Source organism: Sulfitobacter sp. IGS-18 (assembly GCF_059628195.1).
In genome coordinates, this window is sequence record NZ_CM184556.1 from 2,044,540 (window position 1) to 2,060,797 (window position 16,258).

At 62.4% G+C, this 16,258-nt stretch carries 16 protein-coding genes and 2 pseudogenes; 11 read left to right on the top strand and 7 right to left on the bottom strand.

Annotated features, from left to right (window positions below):
* Positions 1-83 precede the first annotated feature (83 nt).
* Together ACWNZ3_RS09880 and ACWNZ3_RS09885 are read right to left on the bottom strand one after the other, a co-directional pair.
* Positions 84-848, bottom strand: coding sequence for a Stf0 family sulfotransferase (locus ACWNZ3_RS09880; protein WP_496899844.1), 765 nt, complete (start codon positions 846-848; stop codon positions 84-86).
* Positions 849-1,445: 597 nt separating this feature from the next.
* Positions 1,446-1,547: pseudogene (locus ACWNZ3_RS09885) on the bottom strand (integrase core domain-containing protein); the annotation flags it as partial.
* Positions 1,548-1,732: 185 nt separating this feature from the next.
* On the opposite strand from ACWNZ3_RS09885, the gene ACWNZ3_RS09890 reads away from it, so the two are divergent.
* From ACWNZ3_RS09890 to ACWNZ3_RS09935, 10 genes and pseudogenes are all read left to right on the top strand, one after another.
* Positions 1,733-2,029, top strand: coding sequence for a virulence factor (locus ACWNZ3_RS09890; RefSeq protein ID WP_114277156.1), 297 nt, complete (start codon positions 1,733-1,735; stop codon positions 2,027-2,029).
* 28 nt (positions 2,030-2,057) lie between these two features.
* Positions 2,058-2,987 carry a methylenetetrahydrofolate reductase gene (locus ACWNZ3_RS09895; RefSeq protein WP_496899845.1) on the top strand — a complete coding sequence of 310 codons (930 nt, stop codon included), beginning with the start codon at positions 2,058-2,060 and terminating at the stop codon, positions 2,985-2,987.
* A gap of 21 nt (positions 2,988-3,008) precedes the next feature.
* Positions 3,009-4,088 (top strand): methyltetrahydrofolate cobalamin methyltransferase, encoded by a 1,080-nt coding sequence (locus ACWNZ3_RS09900; protein ID WP_274578124.1) that lies wholly within the window; start codon positions 3,009-3,011, stop codon positions 4,086-4,088.
* A gap of 198 nt (positions 4,089-4,286) precedes the next feature.
* Complete coding sequence (locus ACWNZ3_RS09905; protein WP_269367860.1) at positions 4,287-4,562, top strand: STAS domain-containing protein; 276 nt, start codon at positions 4,287-4,289, stop codon at positions 4,560-4,562.
* Positions 4,559-4,924 carry a response regulator gene (locus ACWNZ3_RS09910; RefSeq protein ID WP_114277159.1) on the top strand — a complete coding sequence of 122 codons (366 nt, stop codon included), beginning with the start codon at positions 4,559-4,561 and terminating at the stop codon, positions 4,922-4,924. The genes ACWNZ3_RS09905 and ACWNZ3_RS09910 overlap by 4 nt, the downstream gene beginning before the upstream one ends.
* A 13-nt stretch (positions 4,925-4,937) precedes the next feature.
* Positions 4,938-7,178, top strand: coding sequence for a chemotaxis protein CheA (locus ACWNZ3_RS09915; protein ID WP_496899846.1), 2,241 nt, complete (start codon positions 4,938-4,940; stop codon positions 7,176-7,178).
* Entirely contained in the window at positions 7,175-7,630 is a 456-nt protein-coding gene (locus tag ACWNZ3_RS09920; protein ID WP_269367858.1) for a chemotaxis protein CheW, read from the top strand. Before ACWNZ3_RS09915 ends, ACWNZ3_RS09920 begins: the two co-directional genes overlap by 4 nt.
* Complete coding sequence (locus ACWNZ3_RS09925) at positions 7,627-8,475, top strand: CheR family methyltransferase (protein ID WP_496899847.1); 849 nt, start codon at positions 7,627-7,629, stop codon at positions 8,473-8,475. The genes ACWNZ3_RS09920 and ACWNZ3_RS09925 overlap by 4 nt, the downstream gene beginning before the upstream one ends.
* A gap of 59 nt (positions 8,476-8,534) precedes the next feature.
* Positions 8,535-8,921, top strand: a pseudogene (locus ACWNZ3_RS09930) (response regulator).
* Positions 8,922-8,935: 14 nt separating this feature from the next.
* Complete coding sequence (locus ACWNZ3_RS09935) at positions 8,936-9,298, top strand: hypothetical protein (protein ID WP_496899848.1); 363 nt, start codon at positions 8,936-8,938, stop codon at positions 9,296-9,298.
* A gap of 46 nt (positions 9,299-9,344) precedes the next feature.
* On the opposite strand, the gene ACWNZ3_RS09940 is transcribed toward ACWNZ3_RS09935, so the two are convergent.
* The 5 genes from ACWNZ3_RS09940 to ACWNZ3_RS09960 all read right to left on the bottom strand — a co-directional run bounded on the left by ACWNZ3_RS09940 (position 9,345) and on the right by ACWNZ3_RS09960 (position 15,221).
* Complete coding sequence (locus ACWNZ3_RS09940; protein ID WP_269367855.1) at positions 9,345-9,857, bottom strand: chemotaxis protein CheD; 513 nt, start codon at positions 9,855-9,857, stop codon at positions 9,345-9,347.
* Positions 9,854-10,954 (bottom strand): chemotaxis-specific protein-glutamate methyltransferase CheB, encoded by a 1,101-nt coding sequence (cheB, locus tag ACWNZ3_RS09945; protein ID WP_496899849.1) that lies wholly within the window; start codon positions 10,952-10,954, stop codon positions 9,854-9,856. The genes ACWNZ3_RS09940 and cheB overlap by 4 nt, the downstream gene beginning before the upstream one ends.
* Positions 10,955-11,154: 200 nt before the next feature.
* Positions 11,155-13,356 (bottom strand): hybrid sensor histidine kinase/response regulator, encoded by a 2,202-nt coding sequence (locus ACWNZ3_RS09950; protein WP_269367853.1) that lies wholly within the window; start codon positions 13,354-13,356, stop codon positions 11,155-11,157.
* Entirely contained in the window at positions 13,346-14,512 is a 1,167-nt protein-coding gene (locus tag ACWNZ3_RS09955) for an FIST N-terminal domain-containing protein (RefSeq protein WP_443288732.1), read from the bottom strand. The genes ACWNZ3_RS09950 and ACWNZ3_RS09955 overlap by 11 nt, the downstream gene beginning before the upstream one ends.
* 28 nt (positions 14,513-14,540) lie before the next feature.
* Positions 14,541-15,221, bottom strand: coding sequence for a response regulator (locus ACWNZ3_RS09960; RefSeq protein WP_496901899.1), 681 nt, complete (start codon positions 15,219-15,221; stop codon positions 14,541-14,543).
* 201 nt (positions 15,222-15,422) lie between these two features.
* Here ACWNZ3_RS09960 and ACWNZ3_RS09965 point away from each other — a divergent pair, with 201 nt between their 5' ends.
* The gene (locus tag ACWNZ3_RS09965; protein ID WP_269367851.1) at positions 15,423-15,932 is read left to right on the top strand and encodes an SRPBCC family protein; all 510 of its coding nucleotides are present in this window, start codon (positions 15,423-15,425) and stop codon (positions 15,930-15,932) included.
* Positions 15,933-16,258 lie beyond the last annotated feature (326 nt).

The window sequence follows — 16,258 nt, forward strand, 5'->3', positions numbered from 1 at the left end:
ACTGAGCAATTTTGGACTGAAACGGGTGGGCGACAATGAATGTCAACACGACCTAGCAACTGTCTCGGGATGCCGCGTTGCTGTCAGGCGCGGCCCGCCTCGGCCCTGTAGCGCGCGATCCAGGCGGCGCTGGTGGCATCTGCGAGCTTGCGGGTGCCGGGGGTGATATCCGCGGCGCACCCCGGGTCAAGACCGATGAACGCCAGCACCTGCGCAAGCGTCTTTTGCGGGGCTTCCGACAGGTTTTCATAGCTCAGCCGCAGCGGCGCAATGCCATTGGCGTCAAACCAGACGGGCCAGGCCGCATCCAGCGCCTGCAATTCGGTGATGCGCCGGGTGAGCGCTGCTGCATCATAGCCCGGTGGCCCGGCAGGCGGCAGTTCCTCAAGCGCGCTGCCATCGGGGCGGCTGTGCCAGAGCCCGCTCTGTTCGGCCCTGAGAAAGGACACCGCCTCTGCCAGCTTGTCCGTGCGGCTGAGATAGATGAAGCGGACCGGTCCGAACGCGGCGGCAAAGCGGGCGGCGTCATCGGGCAGGCCGGGGTGCCTGCGGCCCAGCCAGGCGCAGGCCGAGCCCAGATCAGGCCCCATCAGCCGCAGACCGAACAGCGCGGTGCCGCCCTGCCCTTCGCGGCGCATGGCAGCGAAATATTTTTCGGTAAAATGCGCATCATCCGGGTCAACAGCTTCGGTGATGCCCCAATCGGCGCACCAGTCGGCCAGATGCTGCGCGCCAAAGAACGAATCCGGCCGCCCCGCAACGCCGGTTTGCGCCAGCATGTTGCACAGCAGCGTGGTGCCGCTGCGCGGGTTGCTGCACAGGACGTAGGATTGAGGTTTATCGTTCATCCCGGTATTTTAGTGCTGGTGATCACGCAATCCAACAGCCATGATCCGGGATTTTCAACATAGCCAGTCAGCCTGGATCGACACGCCCGGTCGGCATAGTCATTTTGAACGCGCACCTTCATCGACAAGCTGACGAATAGCTGCTGAGCAGACATTGCTGCCGTTCGCAACAAAACGTCGAGCCGCGCATTGACGGGCCGTGGTGCGGCGACCCGACCTTGGTGACTGGCACTTTATGGTAGCCAAGCACATTCTACCCGTCTGTCAGGCCTAACAGCAACCAAATCGCCGTGCCAGGGGACGGCCCGGCGATGCGCGGCGGCCTGCGGCCTTGATTCCGCGCGAGGGTAGCGGAAAAGGCTCTTTCCCGCCCGTCGCTGCGATCTGCGCGAAGGTTTGGATTCGGAAGCAAGGACAGCAATCCTGTCGATTGGCTTGCGCAGCTAAGTCGGCGCTTGCTGCAAAGCACTGTCGGTTTATGCTGAAAACTGATGATGGTTTTGCTGTTGATCAGCATGTTAACGCGGCAGGGTCAGGGTAACCATCCATGGCTTCACCCGATAGTCGGGCGACCGGGATTGGTTGCGCCTTGATGTGCTATGCCTGATCAGGCGCTGGCCCGTCCAGCGATGAATGCGGTCTTCTCGTGTTGTAGAAAGCCAGATATCTGGCAATGCCACTGCGTGCGGCTGCCACGCTGTCCCGCTCCATGCAGCAAACCTCACAACCTTGTTGAGAATTATGAGTACCCCTGCCCCTCGCCCTGCACGCGCCGGCAGGCTACAAGGCGCAGGTCGCGGATGGGGTCCCGATTGTCGAAAAACGACGACGGGAAAGACGCGACTGCCGATAGAAGGCCACAAAGCGCAACGGAGGAATCACCCATGCCGGACGTCACGATCGTATATTGGCGCGACATCCCCGCACAGGTGATCGTCGGCAAGGGCCGTCGTGGCTCCAAACGCCAGTTGCCGGAACGCTTTGAGCAGGCCATCGACCGTGCCGCCATGAAAGTGGGAGCCGAAGACACCGATGCCTATCTCGCTGAGTGGCGCAAAGCCGATCCTTACGAGGTTGAAGGAGACCCCGACGCCGTGGCCGACGCTGAGGCCGCCCGCCTGGACACCGAATACGACAAGGACCGGATCAAAGCGCTGATCGCCAACGACGGCTGGGCCTGAGGGCCGCCCCATGTTCAAGGATAACATCATGTCTTTGCTGAACTTCCGCCGCAAGGAAGCGCCCCAGGCGCCCACAAACAGCCCAGAAGTCGAGGCGTTCCTGCAAGATTACTCCATCGAGGTGATGCCCCGCACCGCCGAGAAGGTCGAGGATTTCCGCGATCTGCTGCCCGCAGGCACCCGCGTCTATATCGCCCATATCGAAGGCACCCCGATCGAGGACATGGTGGCCACGGCCAAACGCCTGAACGCCGATGGTTACAAGGTCATGCCGCACTTTCCCGCGCGCATCATCAAGGACCGGGCGACACTGGCGAACTGGATCGCCATGTACCAGGGCGAAGCCGATGTGAAACAGGCGCTGCTGCTGGCCGGTGGCGTGACCACCCCGCACGGCGATTTCAGCGACTCCATGCAGCTGATGGAAACCGGTCTCTTCGACGAGGCAGGCTTTGAACGCCTGCATGTCGCGGGCCATCCCGAAGGCAACCGCGACATCGACACCGACGGCACCCGCCTGCGGGTGGACGAGGCGCTGCGCTGGAAGAACGACTTCCAGAGCCGGACCGATGCGAAGATGGCCATCGCCACGCAATTCGCCTTTGAGGCGCAGCCGATCATCGAATGGGCCGACAGCCTGAAATACGCGGGCATCACCCTGCCGATCCACATCGGCATCGCGGGGCCTGCCAAGCTGCAGACCCTGATCAAATTCGCCATCGCCTGCGGCGTCGGCCCCTCGCTCAAGGTCCTGCAGAAACGCGCGATGGATGTGACCAAGCTGCTGCTGCCCTATGAGCCGACCGATGTTGTGACCGAACTGGCCCGTCACAAGGCCGAGAACCCCGAATTCAACATCAGCCATGTGCATTTCTTCCCGCTTGGTGGCATCAAGACCAATGCCAACTGGGCCATCCAGAACGGGGGCGACGCCGCTGCCCCCGCAAACGCCGAATAACGCCGAACAAAGGACCTTTTCATGACCCGTACCGTTGTCGAATCCAAGACCAAGACCGCCATCATCGGCTTTGACGAGCCGTTTTGCGTCATCGGCGAACGGATCAACCCCACAGGCCGCAAGATCTTGGCCGAAGAACTGGAGCGCGGCGATTTCTCTCGTGTCGAAGCCGATGCGGTGGCGCAGGTCGCGGCGGGTGCGAACATTCTGGACGTCAATTCAGGCGCGGTCTTTTCCAACAAGATGGCCGAAGATCCGCGCTATGCCGACAACAACTTTGTCGAGCCGATGCTGATGCCCGAGATGATCAAGCGGGTGCAGGCCGTGACCGACTGTCCGATCTGTATCGACAGCTCCGTGCCCGGCGCGCTTGAGAACGGCCTGCAGGCCTGCGAAGGCCGCCCGCTGCTGAACTCGGTCACCGGCGAGGAAGAGCGTCTGGAACTGGTCCTGCCGCTGGTCAAGAAATACAACGTGCCGGTGGTGGCAATCTCCAACGATGACACCGGCATTTCCGAAGACCCCGAGGTCCGCTTTGCCGTGGCCAAGAAGATCGTGGAACGCGCCGCCGATTTCGGCATCCCGGCCCATGACATCGTGGTGGACCCACTGGTCATGCCCATCGGCGCCATGGCGACGGCGGGCCATCAGGTCTTTACCCTGGTGCGCCGCCTGCGCGAGGAACTGGGCGTGAACACCACCTGCGGTGCCTCCAACATCTCTTTCGGCCTGCCCAACCGTCACGGCATCAACAACGCCTTCCTGCCGATGGCGATGGGCGCCGGCATGACCTCTGCCATCATGAACCCGGTGGCCCTGCCCGTGAACCAGACCAAGATCGCCGAGAAAAAGGCCGAGCTGGAAGCGCTGGGCGTGATTCTGCCGGAAGGCATGGATGACGAAGTATTCGTGCAGCTTTTCGGCATGGGCTCTTCGCTGCCGCGTCCGGGCAAGGAAATGGAAGCGATCCGGGCGGCGAATTTCCTGTTCAACCGCGACCCGCATGGCGGCGCATGGATCGAATTCAACAAGCAGGCCCCGAAAGCGGGCCACGAGGGGCGCGGCCGAGCCGGGCGTACCGGCGGACGCCGCCGCCGCTGAGGCGCGCTTGCTGATCCCATGACATTCAAGGCTCCGTGGCACCCTCCACGGGGCTTTTTCATGCGGGTCTCAGGGAAATCCTGCGCAGGGCGCGCAATGTAACGCAGAATTAACGGACCGCACGCTACACCGGGCTGACAAAGCTGAACTGGAGTTGCGTGATGAAGTCTGCTCACCCCTTGCAGGGCCAGTCCCAAGATGGCTGAGCCGTTGATCCCGGAAAGTCGGCTGAATGTGACGCAGGCCGCTGGCCTGCATGCCGCCCTCATGGCCCGCGCCGGTCAGGATGTCACCCTGGACATGGCGGAGGTGACCCAATTGGGGGCCCTTTGCCTTCAGGTTCTTGTCTCCGCCGCCAGATCGCTGCGCGCGGCTGGTGCCGCGCTGCATCTGGTCAATGTGCCCGACAAGGTGCTGGCCCAGATGACGGCCATGGGCATGTCCCCCGAAACCATAGTGGAGGGGCAGGAATGAGCCTGGAAATACTTGCCGTCGACGACAGCCGCACGATGCGCGACATGATCCGCCTGGCCCTGCTGCCCGCCGGTTTCACCGTCCATACCGCCGATGACGGCGTGCATGGTGTCGAGGTGCTGGATGGCATCGAACCCGACGCCATCATCACCGACATCAACATGCCCCGCATGGACGGGTTCGGCTTCATCGACGCCGTGCGCGGTCAGGACAGGCACCGCGCGACGCCGATCCTGGTGCTGACAACCGAAGCCGCGCCAGAGCTGAAACAGCGCGCCCGTGCCGCCGGGGCGACCGGCTGGATCGTGAAACCCTTTGACCCTGAGAAACTGGTCAAGGCCCTGCAGATGATCGCAAGTTGAGGGGGTCGATGAGATGAGTGAACAGAACGATCCCATGGCAGAGATCCGCGCCTCCTTCTTCATCGAATGCGAGGAACTGCTGGAATCCCTGCAGGATGGCCTCCAGATCATGGATGACGGTGCCGACGACAGCGAAACCATCAATATCGTCTTTCGCGCGGTCCATTCCATCAAGGGCGGCGCCGGCGCCTTTGGGCTGGAATTCCTGGTGCGCTTTGCACACCGCTATGAAACCGTCCTGGATGAAGTCCGCGCCGAAAGGCTGACGGTCACGCCGGAGGCGCTCAAGGTCTTTTATCAGGCGGCGGACCATCTGTCTGATCTGGTGCGGATCAGCCGTGACAACCTGCCCGCCCCGGAGGAACGCACACAAGCGCTGCTTGAAGCCCTGAGCGCATTTCTGGGCGACAGTGACGAACTCGCCGATGCGCCGGAAGAAGAGATTGATTTCAAGCCGATGGGCATCTCGCTGGACCTCGGCACCGACGGCGGTGACGGCCCGGACCTTGCCGATCTTGAGGACCTGCCGCCCTTGCCCCCCCTGCCCGGGCTGGATGAACCCGACAGGCGACACTACCGGATCCGGTTCACCCCGACGGCGGAGCTTTTCGAGACCGGTAACGAACCGGCATTGCTGCTGCGCAACCTTCAGGCGCTGGGTGAGATGCATGTGACCTGCGACACCTCGGCGGTCCCGGAGCTTGCGCAACTGGTTCCCGAGGTTCCTCATCTGACCTGGGACATCACGCTTGAAACCGAAGCCGAAGAGGCGGAAATCGCCTCGATCTTCGAATTTGTGGAAGGATTGTGCCGCCTTGACATCATATCCGATGCCGATGCCGATGCCGAACCTCCGGGCACCGTCATCGCAGCGGCGGAGCCCACAGCGCCGGAAATGCCAGAAGCGGCTGAGGCCGAGGTGCCTCAGACACCCGAGGGGCTCGCTGCCCCCGAACCACTGCCGGAGCAGGAAAAGGAACCCGCGGTAAAACCCGCACCGGCCCCGCCCAAACCCGCCGCGCAGGCACCGCCAGCAGCCAAGACCGTTGTGCGGGTCGATATCGACAGGATCGAACGGCTGGTCAATCTGGTTGGCGAACTGGTGATCAACCAGGCGATGCTCAGCCAAAGTCTGGAGCAATCGGGGCTTTCGCCGCACTCCGACGCCATGAACGGGCTTGAGGAATTCCAACGCCTGACCCGCGACATCCAGGATTCGGTCATGATGATCCGCGCGCAGCCCGTGAAATCGCTGTTCCAGCGCATGTCGCGCATCGTCCGCGAAGCCTCCGGTGCGGTGGACAAGGATGTGCGCCTGATTGTTCACGGCGAAGACACCGAAGTCGACAAGACCGTGATCGAACGGCTGGCCGACCCGCTGACCCATATGATCCGCAACGCGGTGGATCACGGGTTGGAAAGCAAATCCGCCCGCCTCGCGGCGGGAAAACCCGAACAGGGCCAGGTCAACCTGTCTGCCGCCCATCGCTCGGGCCGGGTGATCATCGAGATTTCCGACGATGGTGCCGGGATCAACCGACCCAAGGTGCAACAGCTTGCCATCGACAAGGGGTTGATCCCCCCAGACGCGGTGCTGAGCGATACGGAAATTGATAACCTGTTGTTCATGCCCGGTTTTTCCACGGCGGACAAGGTCTCTGACCTCTCGGGCCGTGGCGTGGGCATGGATGTGGTCCGCACCGCGATCCAGGCCCTTGGCGGGCGTATCACGACCACCTCGCATCCTGGCGAGGGCACGACATTCTCGATCTCGCTGCCGCTCACGCTTGCGGTGCTCGATGGCATGGTGGTCGAGGTGGCGGATGAAACCCTGGTCCTGCCGCTGAATGTTGTTGTCGAAACCCTCACGCTGGAGGCCGGCGATGTCCAGATGTTGCGCCCGGGCAGAAACGTCGTGCGGGTGCGCAGCGGTTTTGTACCGTTGCTGGATCTTGGCGGCGCATTGGGCTATCGCGCCCCGCTTGAGGATATGACCGGCGCCGTTGTGCTGCTGATCGGCCAGGAAGACGGCAGCAATGCCGCCCTGATGATCGACAATATCGTCGATCAGCGGCAGGTCGTGATCAAGGGGCTCGACGAGAGCTTTCATCGCGCCCCCGGCATTGCCGCCGCGACGATCCTCGGGGATGGCCAGATCGCCCTGATCCTCGACCCCTCCGACATCATTTCCAACGCCATGTCCGCGCATCTGACCGTGGCACCCCAGACCCGCGCCGAAGGAGCCATCGCATGACCGAAACGAATCCGACAAGCAGCATCGAACTGCTGACGTTCCAATTGGCCGAGCAGGAATATTCCCTTGATATCATGTCCGTGCGCGAAATCCGGGGCTGGACCCGCGCCACCCCGCTGCCCCAGGCGCCGCATTACATGAAAGGGGTGATCAACCTGCGCGGCACGGTCCTGCCCGTGATGGACCTGGCCGAACGCCTGGGCCTGCCGCCGCGCGCCCAAAGCGACCGCGCCGTGATCATCGTGGTGAAACATGACGAATGCATGACCGGCCTGCTGGTCGATGCGGTCTCGGACATCATCGCGCTCACCTCCGACGATCTGCAACCGCCGCCGGACGGCTCCGCCGGTGGCGGCGGTGTGGTCAGCGCGCTGACCCTGATCGACGACCGGATGATCCGGGTCCTTGACCTGGGTGCGACCATCAACGTGGGCGAAGGCCTGGCCGCATGAACGCGCCCCGGCTGACCTCGACAACGCTGGATCCCGACAGCTTTCGCGCCATCGCGGATCTGGCGTACCGGGAAAGCGGCCTGATCCTGGCCGACAAGAAAGCGACGATGATCCAGTCACGCCTGCGCCACAGGTTGCGCAATCTTGGCCTGTCGGATTTCGCCGCCTATTGCTCCTATCTCCAGTCGGAGGATGGGCGGGAAGAACACCAGCATCTGATTTCCGCGCTGACCACAAATGTCTCGCATTTCTTTCGCGAAAGCCATCATTTCGACACGCTGGGCAAGCTGGTGGCGAAACGTCTGCCCGAGCTGCGCGCCGGTGGATGCCTGCGCATCTGGTCGGCCGGCTGTTCGAAGGGACAGGAACCTCTGTCGATCGCCATGACCCTGCTGGATCATGCGCCTGATATGCACAAGCTCGATCTGCGCATTCTCGCGACCGACATCGATTCCACCGTGATCAATTTCGCCCGCGAAGGGATATACCCCGACCGGCTGATGAGCGGTGTATCCGATGAGATGCGCGCGCGGTACTTCACCCGTCAGAGCGCCGGTGCCGGTGGAGAGGCGGGATATGCCGCGCATTCAGACATCAAGAGAATGATCAGGTACAACCCTTTGAACCTGCTCAGGGAATGGCCGATGCGCAGCCAGTTCGACGTGGTTTTCTGCAGAAATGTCGTGATCTATTTCGATCTTGAAACACAATGCAGGCTCTGGCCGCGCATGCATCAGCTGCTGCGCCCTGACGGCATTCTTTTTCTGGGTCATTCCGAACGCATCGCGCAGCCGGAGAAATTCGGCTTCCGCGTGGGCGAGCCCACGACATATCGACCGATCTGAACCGACAACAGACCGCACGTGCCTGGCGCGTCGCCCGAAACCAACGAGGAAATCCCAATATGGCCTTGCGTGACCAAATCCACATCATGGTTGTCGACGACATGTCCACCAGCCGTGGCCTGATCACGCAGGCGCTGGATTCTTTCGGGGTGCGCAATGTGTTCACCGCAGAAAACGGTAAACAGGCCCTGCAGGCATTGACGGCAAAACCGGTGCATCTTGTCATTTCCGATTACAACATGCCCTAAATGGACGGGCTGAAACTGCTGCATTACCTGCGCGCCACCCCCAAGACCAAGGGCATCGGCTTTGTCCTGATCACGGGCCGGGCCGAACAGCAGATCATCGACCACGGCAAGAAGCTGGGCATGAACAATTATCTCAAGAAGCCTTTTGAACCCAACGACTTGCGCAATTGCATCGAACAGGTAGTTGGACGCCTGTAAGGGGGGGCGGATCAATGCAGGAACCTGACCTTGGGGTCATCTTGCAGCGTGTCTCATCGCACGTGGCAGGGCTGGCCGAAATGGTGAACTGGGCCGAACATGCCATCGGCGACAGGCTTGATCTGTCGCGCGAGGATGCGGGTGTGATCGGGCAACTGCAAAGCCTCGACTATCTGCGGCAGTCGCTGGAGGATCTGACCGCACTGACAGCAGCAATCGGGTGCCAGCCCGGTGTGAACACCATCGGGGTGGCGGGCCTGGCGGATGCCTGTTCCTCACTGCGGCTGGCGGACACGCGCGCATTGTTTCAAGCGCAGCACTGTCAGGGCGCCGCCCCACTTCCCACCCGCTCGCCGGGAGATCTGGACCTGTTCTAACCACCCACCGCTGTTGCTGTCGGCCATCGACACGACATGCCGCGGGTCAGAACAGTTCGATTTCCCGGTTCGCCATTGGTGCCGCTGGCACCGCCTCGGTGACCGCGGCGCGGGGTTTGGTCTTTTGCCGGGCGATCCCGCGCGCCGGCAGATAGATGAGATGCCGCGCCGTATCGCCGCCGACGGATTTTGACAGACAGGGAATATTCTCGCTTTCAAGGAAATTCAGAACAAAGGCCGCATTTGCGCCGCCGATGTCGGACAGTCCGGTCACCATTTTCGCCCCGCCGAACAGCTTTGCCTGCATCCGCGATTTCTGGGCCCCCAGTTTGAGCATGTCGTTGATCACCAGTTCCATCGCATTCAGACCTTCCGGGTCGAAACGGGTGGACTGCCGGGCATTTGCGGCAATCAGGATATGGTTCATCCCGCCGACACCGACCAGAGGATCGTGCAGGCAACAGGCCACACAGGAGCCAAGCAGGGTGGAAATGACCACACCGGGGTCATCGGAAACCGCATATTCCCCCTGTGTGATCACCCTGGTCGTTGTGGTCATTGTCTTGCCCTCACCAATCGTGCCCGGTGCCGCGCCGCCGCTTGATTGAGGGCCTGCGACATCTCCGCCAGTGGAAACTGGCGTTCCACGGCATCGATTTCCCAGGCGGCGCGCGGCATGCCGTAGACGGTGCTGCTGTCCTGGTCCTGGCCAAAGGTGGTCGCGCCCGCATCGCGCAGGGCCTTCAACCCGCGCGCACCGTCCTGACCAAGACCGGTCAGGATCGTCGCGATCACGTCGCGGGCATGGGGCACTGCCGAGTGAAACAACTGATTGATGGAGGGGCAATGCCCTGCCCCTTCGCCATCGGATTGCAGGCGGATTTCCCATTGCCCAAGGCTGCGCGTCACCTGCGTATGCTGGCCCAGGGCCGGGGCCAGCACGATCTGACCAGGTGTCAATGCCATGCCGGGACGCGCAAGCAGGACATCCTGATCAAACCTGCGGTCCAGAAGCTGCGAAAAACTGACCAGTTGCATACCCGGCATGTGTTGAACGATCACAACCGGCGGGCCAGCAGGATCCAGCCCGCCAATAAGCGTGTCCAGGGCTGCAACACCCCCTGTCGAGGCCCCGATCAACACGAGAGGTTCCATGCCCTGATGCCGGACAGCAGGTGCAGACGTGCTGGCGGCACGGGCGCGCGGCGCTGTCTGTATCCTGCTGCAGGCGGCGGCAAAGACACGTCGCGAGATGGTGTCGCGCAAGCGCCGGCTGGTCCCGTTTTCGGGCTTTTCCAGACAATCCACCGCCCCCAGCATGAGCGCCCGCACGGTCGTCTCGCAATTTGCGCGGGTCACGCCGGAAAACACGACCACCGGTAAGGGATTGCGGAGCATCAGTTTTTCCAGAAATTCCAACCCGTTCATTCCCGGCAGTTCGATATCGAGGGTAATCACATCCGGGCGCGTCGCCTTGATGACCGCGCCTGCCTCTCTCGCGTCGCTGGCTTCGCCCACGACAACAAGACGGCGATTGCCCTCCAGCACCAAGCGCAACCACCGCCGCAGCAAGGGCGAATCGTCCACGATCACCACGGTCTTGCGCTGTTGAAAGCGCGCAGGATCCATCCCCATGGAGGGCGGTGCATCCGTCACCGCGCTTTTCCCACAAAGATGCCACTCATGACCATTTCCCGCTGGAAAGTTAACGAAACCCTGCGCGCGTCCCCGGCGGGGGCACCCCTCTTCTATGACGGCAGATCATGAACAGCGCTTTAACCGGATGCGAAAATCCGGTGCCCGTGGGCAGCATCTGCGGCGCAATTCCGGGCGCATCCGGTGGCCGGGCGGCACGCCTAGCTGTTCAGAAACGCGAATAACTTACTTTTATCAATGGGTTTCGGCAGCAGGTTCACGCCAAGCTCCCGGCAGGCACGTTCCAGTTCCAACCCGCGGTCGGCAGATATCAGGCGCACCGGCACATCGCCATGCAGCGCGCGGATCCGGCACAGCAGATCCAGGCCGGACATGCCCTCGCCAAGCTGGTGATCCAGCACCAGCGCATCGGGTCTGAGGTCGATGTCGGCCAGCAGTTTCAACGCGTCCTCGCCGGTGCGGCTGTGGATCACCTCTGCCCCCCAGCCTTCCATCATCAGGACCAGCGCATTGGCAAGATTTTCGTCGTTTTCCACCAGGAACACGATGTCGCCCTTGCGTTCCAGATCAGAGGTTTCGGGCCGCTCGCGGGCCAGCACGATCGGGTCCTGCCGCCCTTCGACAACCGGCACATCCACGCAGAACAGGCTGCCCCGGCCCGGTGCCGAGGTCAGCTGCAACCGGTGGCCCAGCGATTTGCATGCGCGCTCCACAATCGCCAGACCCAGGCCCAGGCTATGTTCCTTCTGATGCGCAGAGAGCCGCTGGAACTCCTGAAAGATCGCTTCCTGTTCCTCTTCGGCGATGCCCGGTCCGGTATCCCACACCTGAAGCTGGGCCATCCCGCCGCGCCGCCGCACCCCCACCAGCACGCGGCCGGTTTCCGTATAGCGCACCGCGTTGGATACCAGGTTCTGCACGATCCGGCGCAGGTAGCCGGGATCGGAGCGTACCGACAGCCCGCAATCGACCACAGAGAGTTCTATCCCCTTGGCCTGCGCCACCGGTGTCAGCTCATCGCGCAGGGGCGCCAGAATGGCGCTCAGATGCACCGGCTGGATGTCAAAGGTCGGGTGTTCGGCATCCAGCCGAGAGATGTCCAGCAGTGCCTCGATGATCTGCTCGACCGAGGCCAGCGCCGTCTCTGCCTTTTCGACAATCCCGCGCTGGTCCGGTGCCTCGATCTGTTCGGAGAGGGCCGAGACAAAGAGCTTTGCCGCCGACAGGGGTTGCAACAGATCGTGGCTGGCCGCCGCGACAAAGCGCGACTTGGAAGCATTGGCCCGTTCCGCCTCGGAGAGCGCAATCCCCAGCTCGCGGGTCCGGCTTTGCACCCGGCGTTCAAGCATCTCGTTCATCTCGGCGAGCGCCCGCGCGGCCCCTCTTTCGGCGGTGACATCGGTAAAGCTGATCACGAAACCCCGGTCCGGCATTTCCTGGGCAAAGATGCTCAGCACCTTGTTGTTGTCGCCCGTCACCTCAAAGGCGATGGGCCTGCGCCCGCTTTCCTGCCCGGCCCAGTCGATCAGCATCTGGCTGTCGAAACTGTCCTGGAAGGTCAGTTGCCGGTTCAGCCGCTCCAGCAGGACCACAAAATTGCGGCCCAGGTCGGTATCCTGCGGCGGCAGGTCCAGCAGGTAGTCCATGCGCCGGTTCCAGCCGATCAGCTTGCGGTGCCGGTCAAAGATGCAGACCCCCTGGTCGAGGTGATCCAGCGTGGCCCGCAGGATCTGGGCCTGTTCATCGCGCAGTTTCTCGCGCTCCTTGCGTTCCAGCCGGATGATATTGGTCACATCTGTCTGCAAAATCACCGTGCCGCCGCGCGCGGTCCGGTGTTCGCTGACCTGCAGCCAGCGGTCATGGATCAGGCTGACATTGAACACCACATGGTTGTCGCGGTGCCGCCGGGTGCGCTGTTGCGCCCATTTCTGCGGGGTCACCTCTGCGGTCAGGGACAGGTACCTGCTGGATGAAATCAGGTCGACATAGGCGTCAAAGGACAGCCCCTCGCACAACTGCGGTTCGATGTCGGACAGATCGCGGCAGAACCGGCTGTTGAACAGCACCAGCCGGTCACTGGGATCAAACAGGGCAAATCCTTCGCTGATGGTTTCAATCGCTTCGGTCAGGTTTTCGCGCGCGATGGCGGTTTCGCGGTTGGCCACTTCGAGCCGGGCATTCGACTCCTGCAAAAGTTCAAGCGTTCGTTCCAGGTCGATGGTCCGTTCGCGCACCTGCACTTCCAGCAGGGCGGCGCGTTCAAACTGGGCATAGGCGACGCCGGATTGTTCGTTCTTCTGTTCCACCCGGCGCATCAGGGCCTGGGTGATCTGCAACAGTTTCTCGTTCTGCCGCTCGATCGAATCTGCGGGGTTGATCACCGACACCGGGTCACTCCGCATCTTCCTCCGGCGCATAGATCGCCACGCCGGTCATCGTGTGATTGACATGCAGCGCGCCGATCTGTTCCCCGTAGGTGGAAAAGCCGATCACACGGTGATCGGCGAGCACCGCCGACACCGCGCGGGTGGTTTGTTTCTGCTCGGCCTCGATCCGGCGCAGCAGGCAATCGCAGCCGACGATATCGGTAAGCGCGCCTGCATCCGCCAGCTCGTCCAGCTTGCGCCGCAGGTGGTCGACCATGTCCAGAGGGTCGGCCAGGGTCAGCACCATCCCCTCGTCTATGGCGGAGAAGAACAGCAGTTCGCCCCCCTCCTTGACCTGCTGGATCGCGCGCACGTGATGGTTTCTACCAATGCGCACTACCACGGGATGGGAGGCAAAGGTGAACTGGTCCAACTGCTGGGGGTCCTTGCCCACAAGCCGCGCATATTCCTGCGCGGCAGGTTCCGCATTGATCGACTTGACGATGCGCCGGTCCGGGTCGGCGCCGGTCACAACCATCTGGCGGTCGGTCGGGACCAGGTGGTCGATGCTGAAGACCTTCACCCGCAATGCGCTCTGGATCAGGGTCAGCACCGCCGCATTTTCGCAGGCACGACCATTCAGCGCGACGCGCGTATGGCCGAAATCCACGCCATCCGCTGCCGAACCGCCGAACAGTGCCATGTCACGCAGCGCCGGCGCGATGGCCACGGTCAGCATGTCCTCGCGCAGCGACAGCCCGTCCACCAGCAGAAAGGCAAAGCCATGACGCTTGTCCGGATGCGCCTCCTGCAGGGCGACGCGTTCCAGGGCGATACGGTCCTGCAGGGCCTGCGAAGAACCTCCGCCCAGATCCTCGATCAGGATCGAGGTGGCGGCGAAATGGGCCTGCGGGAAACCGATGGCGATGACCGTGTTCTCGGCATAACCCCCCGCCCCGATTTCTCCGGCGGTCGTGCAGGCCACCACCTCGGCCTCGCCAAAGGCGGCATCGGCCTCGCGCACAAGCCTGTCGAAATCGGCGGCGGGTGAAATGAACAGCGCCACCACCGCCAGGGGTGCTGGGCCCAGAGCTTGGCGGAGCACGCCGATGGGATCGGGATGGGACGCATCGACCTGGCCGCGGCACAATGCATGCCGCACCCCCGTCAGCGGTTCAACCTCTTGCTGAATTGCCACATCGCGCCTCCCTCAACGCAGACTAGCGGCGCTCTTCGTCACTTGGCAACTGGGATGTGAACTGGGCTTCATGGGCGACCAGAACCGCCTGTGTCCGGTTCTGCACGCCAAGTTTGCGCATGATCGCTGTCACATGCGCCTTGACGGTGGTTTCCGCGATCGACAGCTCATAGGCAATCTGCTTGTTCAGCTTGCCCGCGCAGATCAATTCTAGGATGCGGGCCTGCTGGTTGGTCAGCGAGGTGAGGCGGCGCAGGTTCGCGTTGTCTTCTGCCGCGCCCTCCCCGGCGACAAACCCGCTGGGCGTAAAGACCTGACCCGAGCGGATGGCGTCGATGGCCTCCTTGAAGGTGCCCCGGCTGCTGTGTTTCGGCACAAATCCCGATGCTCCGGCCGCGATGGCGCCATTGATCACCGCGTTGTCGGTGACCGAGGTCACGATGATCACATGGGCATCCCCGACCTGCCGCCTGAGCCGCAAAAGACCGTCCAGCCCGCTGACATCCGGCAGGTTGAGGTCGAGCAGCACAAGGTCCGGTGGTGCGGCCTGCCCCAGTTCCTCCAGCGCAGAGGCCAGCGAATGCGTCCTGCGCACGTCGGTATAGGCGGCCACGGATCTGAGCGTCAGCTCCAGCGCGTCGCAGAACAGGGGATGATCATCCACGATCAGGGCCCATTTGCCCGGGGTCTCGGGGGTGAGCATATCCGTCATCGGCATTTCATCTGTTTTCATGAGCAAAGATTAGCAGCATTTCCCGCGCAGGTATCTAGCCAAAAGGTCTTAGGCTCATGCCCCTGCCCCCAACCAAAGTCCAATAGCGCGTTGTGGCCTCCGCCCCTAGTACATCTGCCAGACCCGTCAGGATTCCGCGTGGGGAAACATGACGAACAAGGGAGACAGCAGATGAACCTGAGCGATCAAAAGACCATAGATGCCGACCGCGACAGCGTTTTCGCGGCGCTTCTTGACCCCGAAGTCCTCAAGGTCTGCGTCCCCGGCTGCCAGGAGATGTCAGGTTCAGCCGAACAGGGGTTCGAGGCCACGGTGGTGCAAAAGGTCGGGCCGGTAAAGGCGACCTTCAAGGGGGCCGTATTCCTCAGCAACATGGCAGCGCCGGAAAGCCTGACCATCAGCGGCGAAGGCAAGGGCGGCGCCGCCGGTTTTGCCAAGGGCGGCGCGCAGGTGCGCCTTGAGGCGCAGGGCGACAAGACTATCCTGCACTACGAGGTGGATGCCAAGGTGGGCGGCAAGCTGGCGCAATTGGGCAGCCGGATCATCGACGGCTTTGCCAAGAAGATGGCCGACCAGTTCTTTTCCAACTTCCAGCAGGCGCTGGGCGGTGCTGAACCTGTCGAGGCGGCTACGGACGCGCCGGTCAAGAAAGGCTGGTTCGGACGTCAGAAAAAGGTCTGAGGGCCTTTGAAAAACGGTTGCTGCCGACCGGCCGGCGGCGGCGCACCGCGGCATACCATATCGTGCGACGGCATTGCCGAAGTCCTGTTTCCGCGTCTGCAATCAGGATGACATGTCAAATATGACATGTCAGGCTGCTGAAAAAGCACGTTCCTGCACCCGTTCCCCCCGAAACAACGAAATCGTTCTTCCACGACGCCAGCCACAAGCCTTGGCCCGGGTGTCAGCCCGGGCCGCGCCCGACCCTCCCGTCAAACCGAAGGTTTGCCTCCGGCAAAACGGGAGGGCGCTTTTGGTGACTTCTCGTATCACACTGACAACATTGA

Coding starts and splice junctions, on each gene's coding strand:
- ACWNZ3_RS09880 (WP_496899844.1), bottom strand. CDS start 848: ATGAACGATAAACCTCAATCCTACGTCCTGTGCAGCAACCCGCGCAGC.
- ACWNZ3_RS09890 (WP_114277156.1), top strand. CDS start 1,733: ATGCCGGACGTCACGATCGTATATTGGCGCGACATCCCCGCACAGGTG.
- ACWNZ3_RS09895 (WP_496899845.1), top strand. CDS start 2,058: ATGTCTTTGCTGAACTTCCGCCGCAAGGAAGCGCCCCAGGCGCCCACA.
- ACWNZ3_RS09900 (WP_274578124.1), top strand. CDS start 3,009: ATGACCCGTACCGTTGTCGAATCCAAGACCAAGACCGCCATCATCGGC.
- ACWNZ3_RS09905 (WP_269367860.1), top strand. CDS start 4,287: ATGGCTGAGCCGTTGATCCCGGAAAGTCGGCTGAATGTGACGCAGGCC.
- ACWNZ3_RS09910 (WP_114277159.1), top strand. CDS start 4,559: ATGAGCCTGGAAATACTTGCCGTCGACGACAGCCGCACGATGCGCGAC.
- ACWNZ3_RS09915 (WP_496899846.1), top strand. CDS start 4,938: ATGAGTGAACAGAACGATCCCATGGCAGAGATCCGCGCCTCCTTCTTC.
- ACWNZ3_RS09920 (WP_269367858.1), top strand. CDS start 7,175: ATGACCGAAACGAATCCGACAAGCAGCATCGAACTGCTGACGTTCCAA.
- ACWNZ3_RS09925 (WP_496899847.1), top strand. CDS start 7,627: ATGAACGCGCCCCGGCTGACCTCGACAACGCTGGATCCCGACAGCTTT.
- ACWNZ3_RS09935 (WP_496899848.1), top strand. CDS start 8,936: ATGCAGGAACCTGACCTTGGGGTCATCTTGCAGCGTGTCTCATCGCAC.
- ACWNZ3_RS09940 (WP_269367855.1), bottom strand. CDS start 9,857: ATGACCACAACGACCAGGGTGATCACACAGGGGGAATATGCGGTTTCC.
- ACWNZ3_RS09950 (WP_269367853.1), bottom strand. CDS start 13,356: ATGCGGAGTGACCCGGTGTCGGTGATCAACCCCGCAGATTCGATCGAG.
- ACWNZ3_RS09960 (WP_496901899.1), bottom strand. CDS start 15,221: ATGCTCACCCCCGAGACCCCGGGCAAATGGGCCCTGATCGTGGATGAT.
- ACWNZ3_RS09965 (WP_269367851.1), top strand. CDS start 15,423: ATGAACCTGAGCGATCAAAAGACCATAGATGCCGACCGCGACAGCGTT.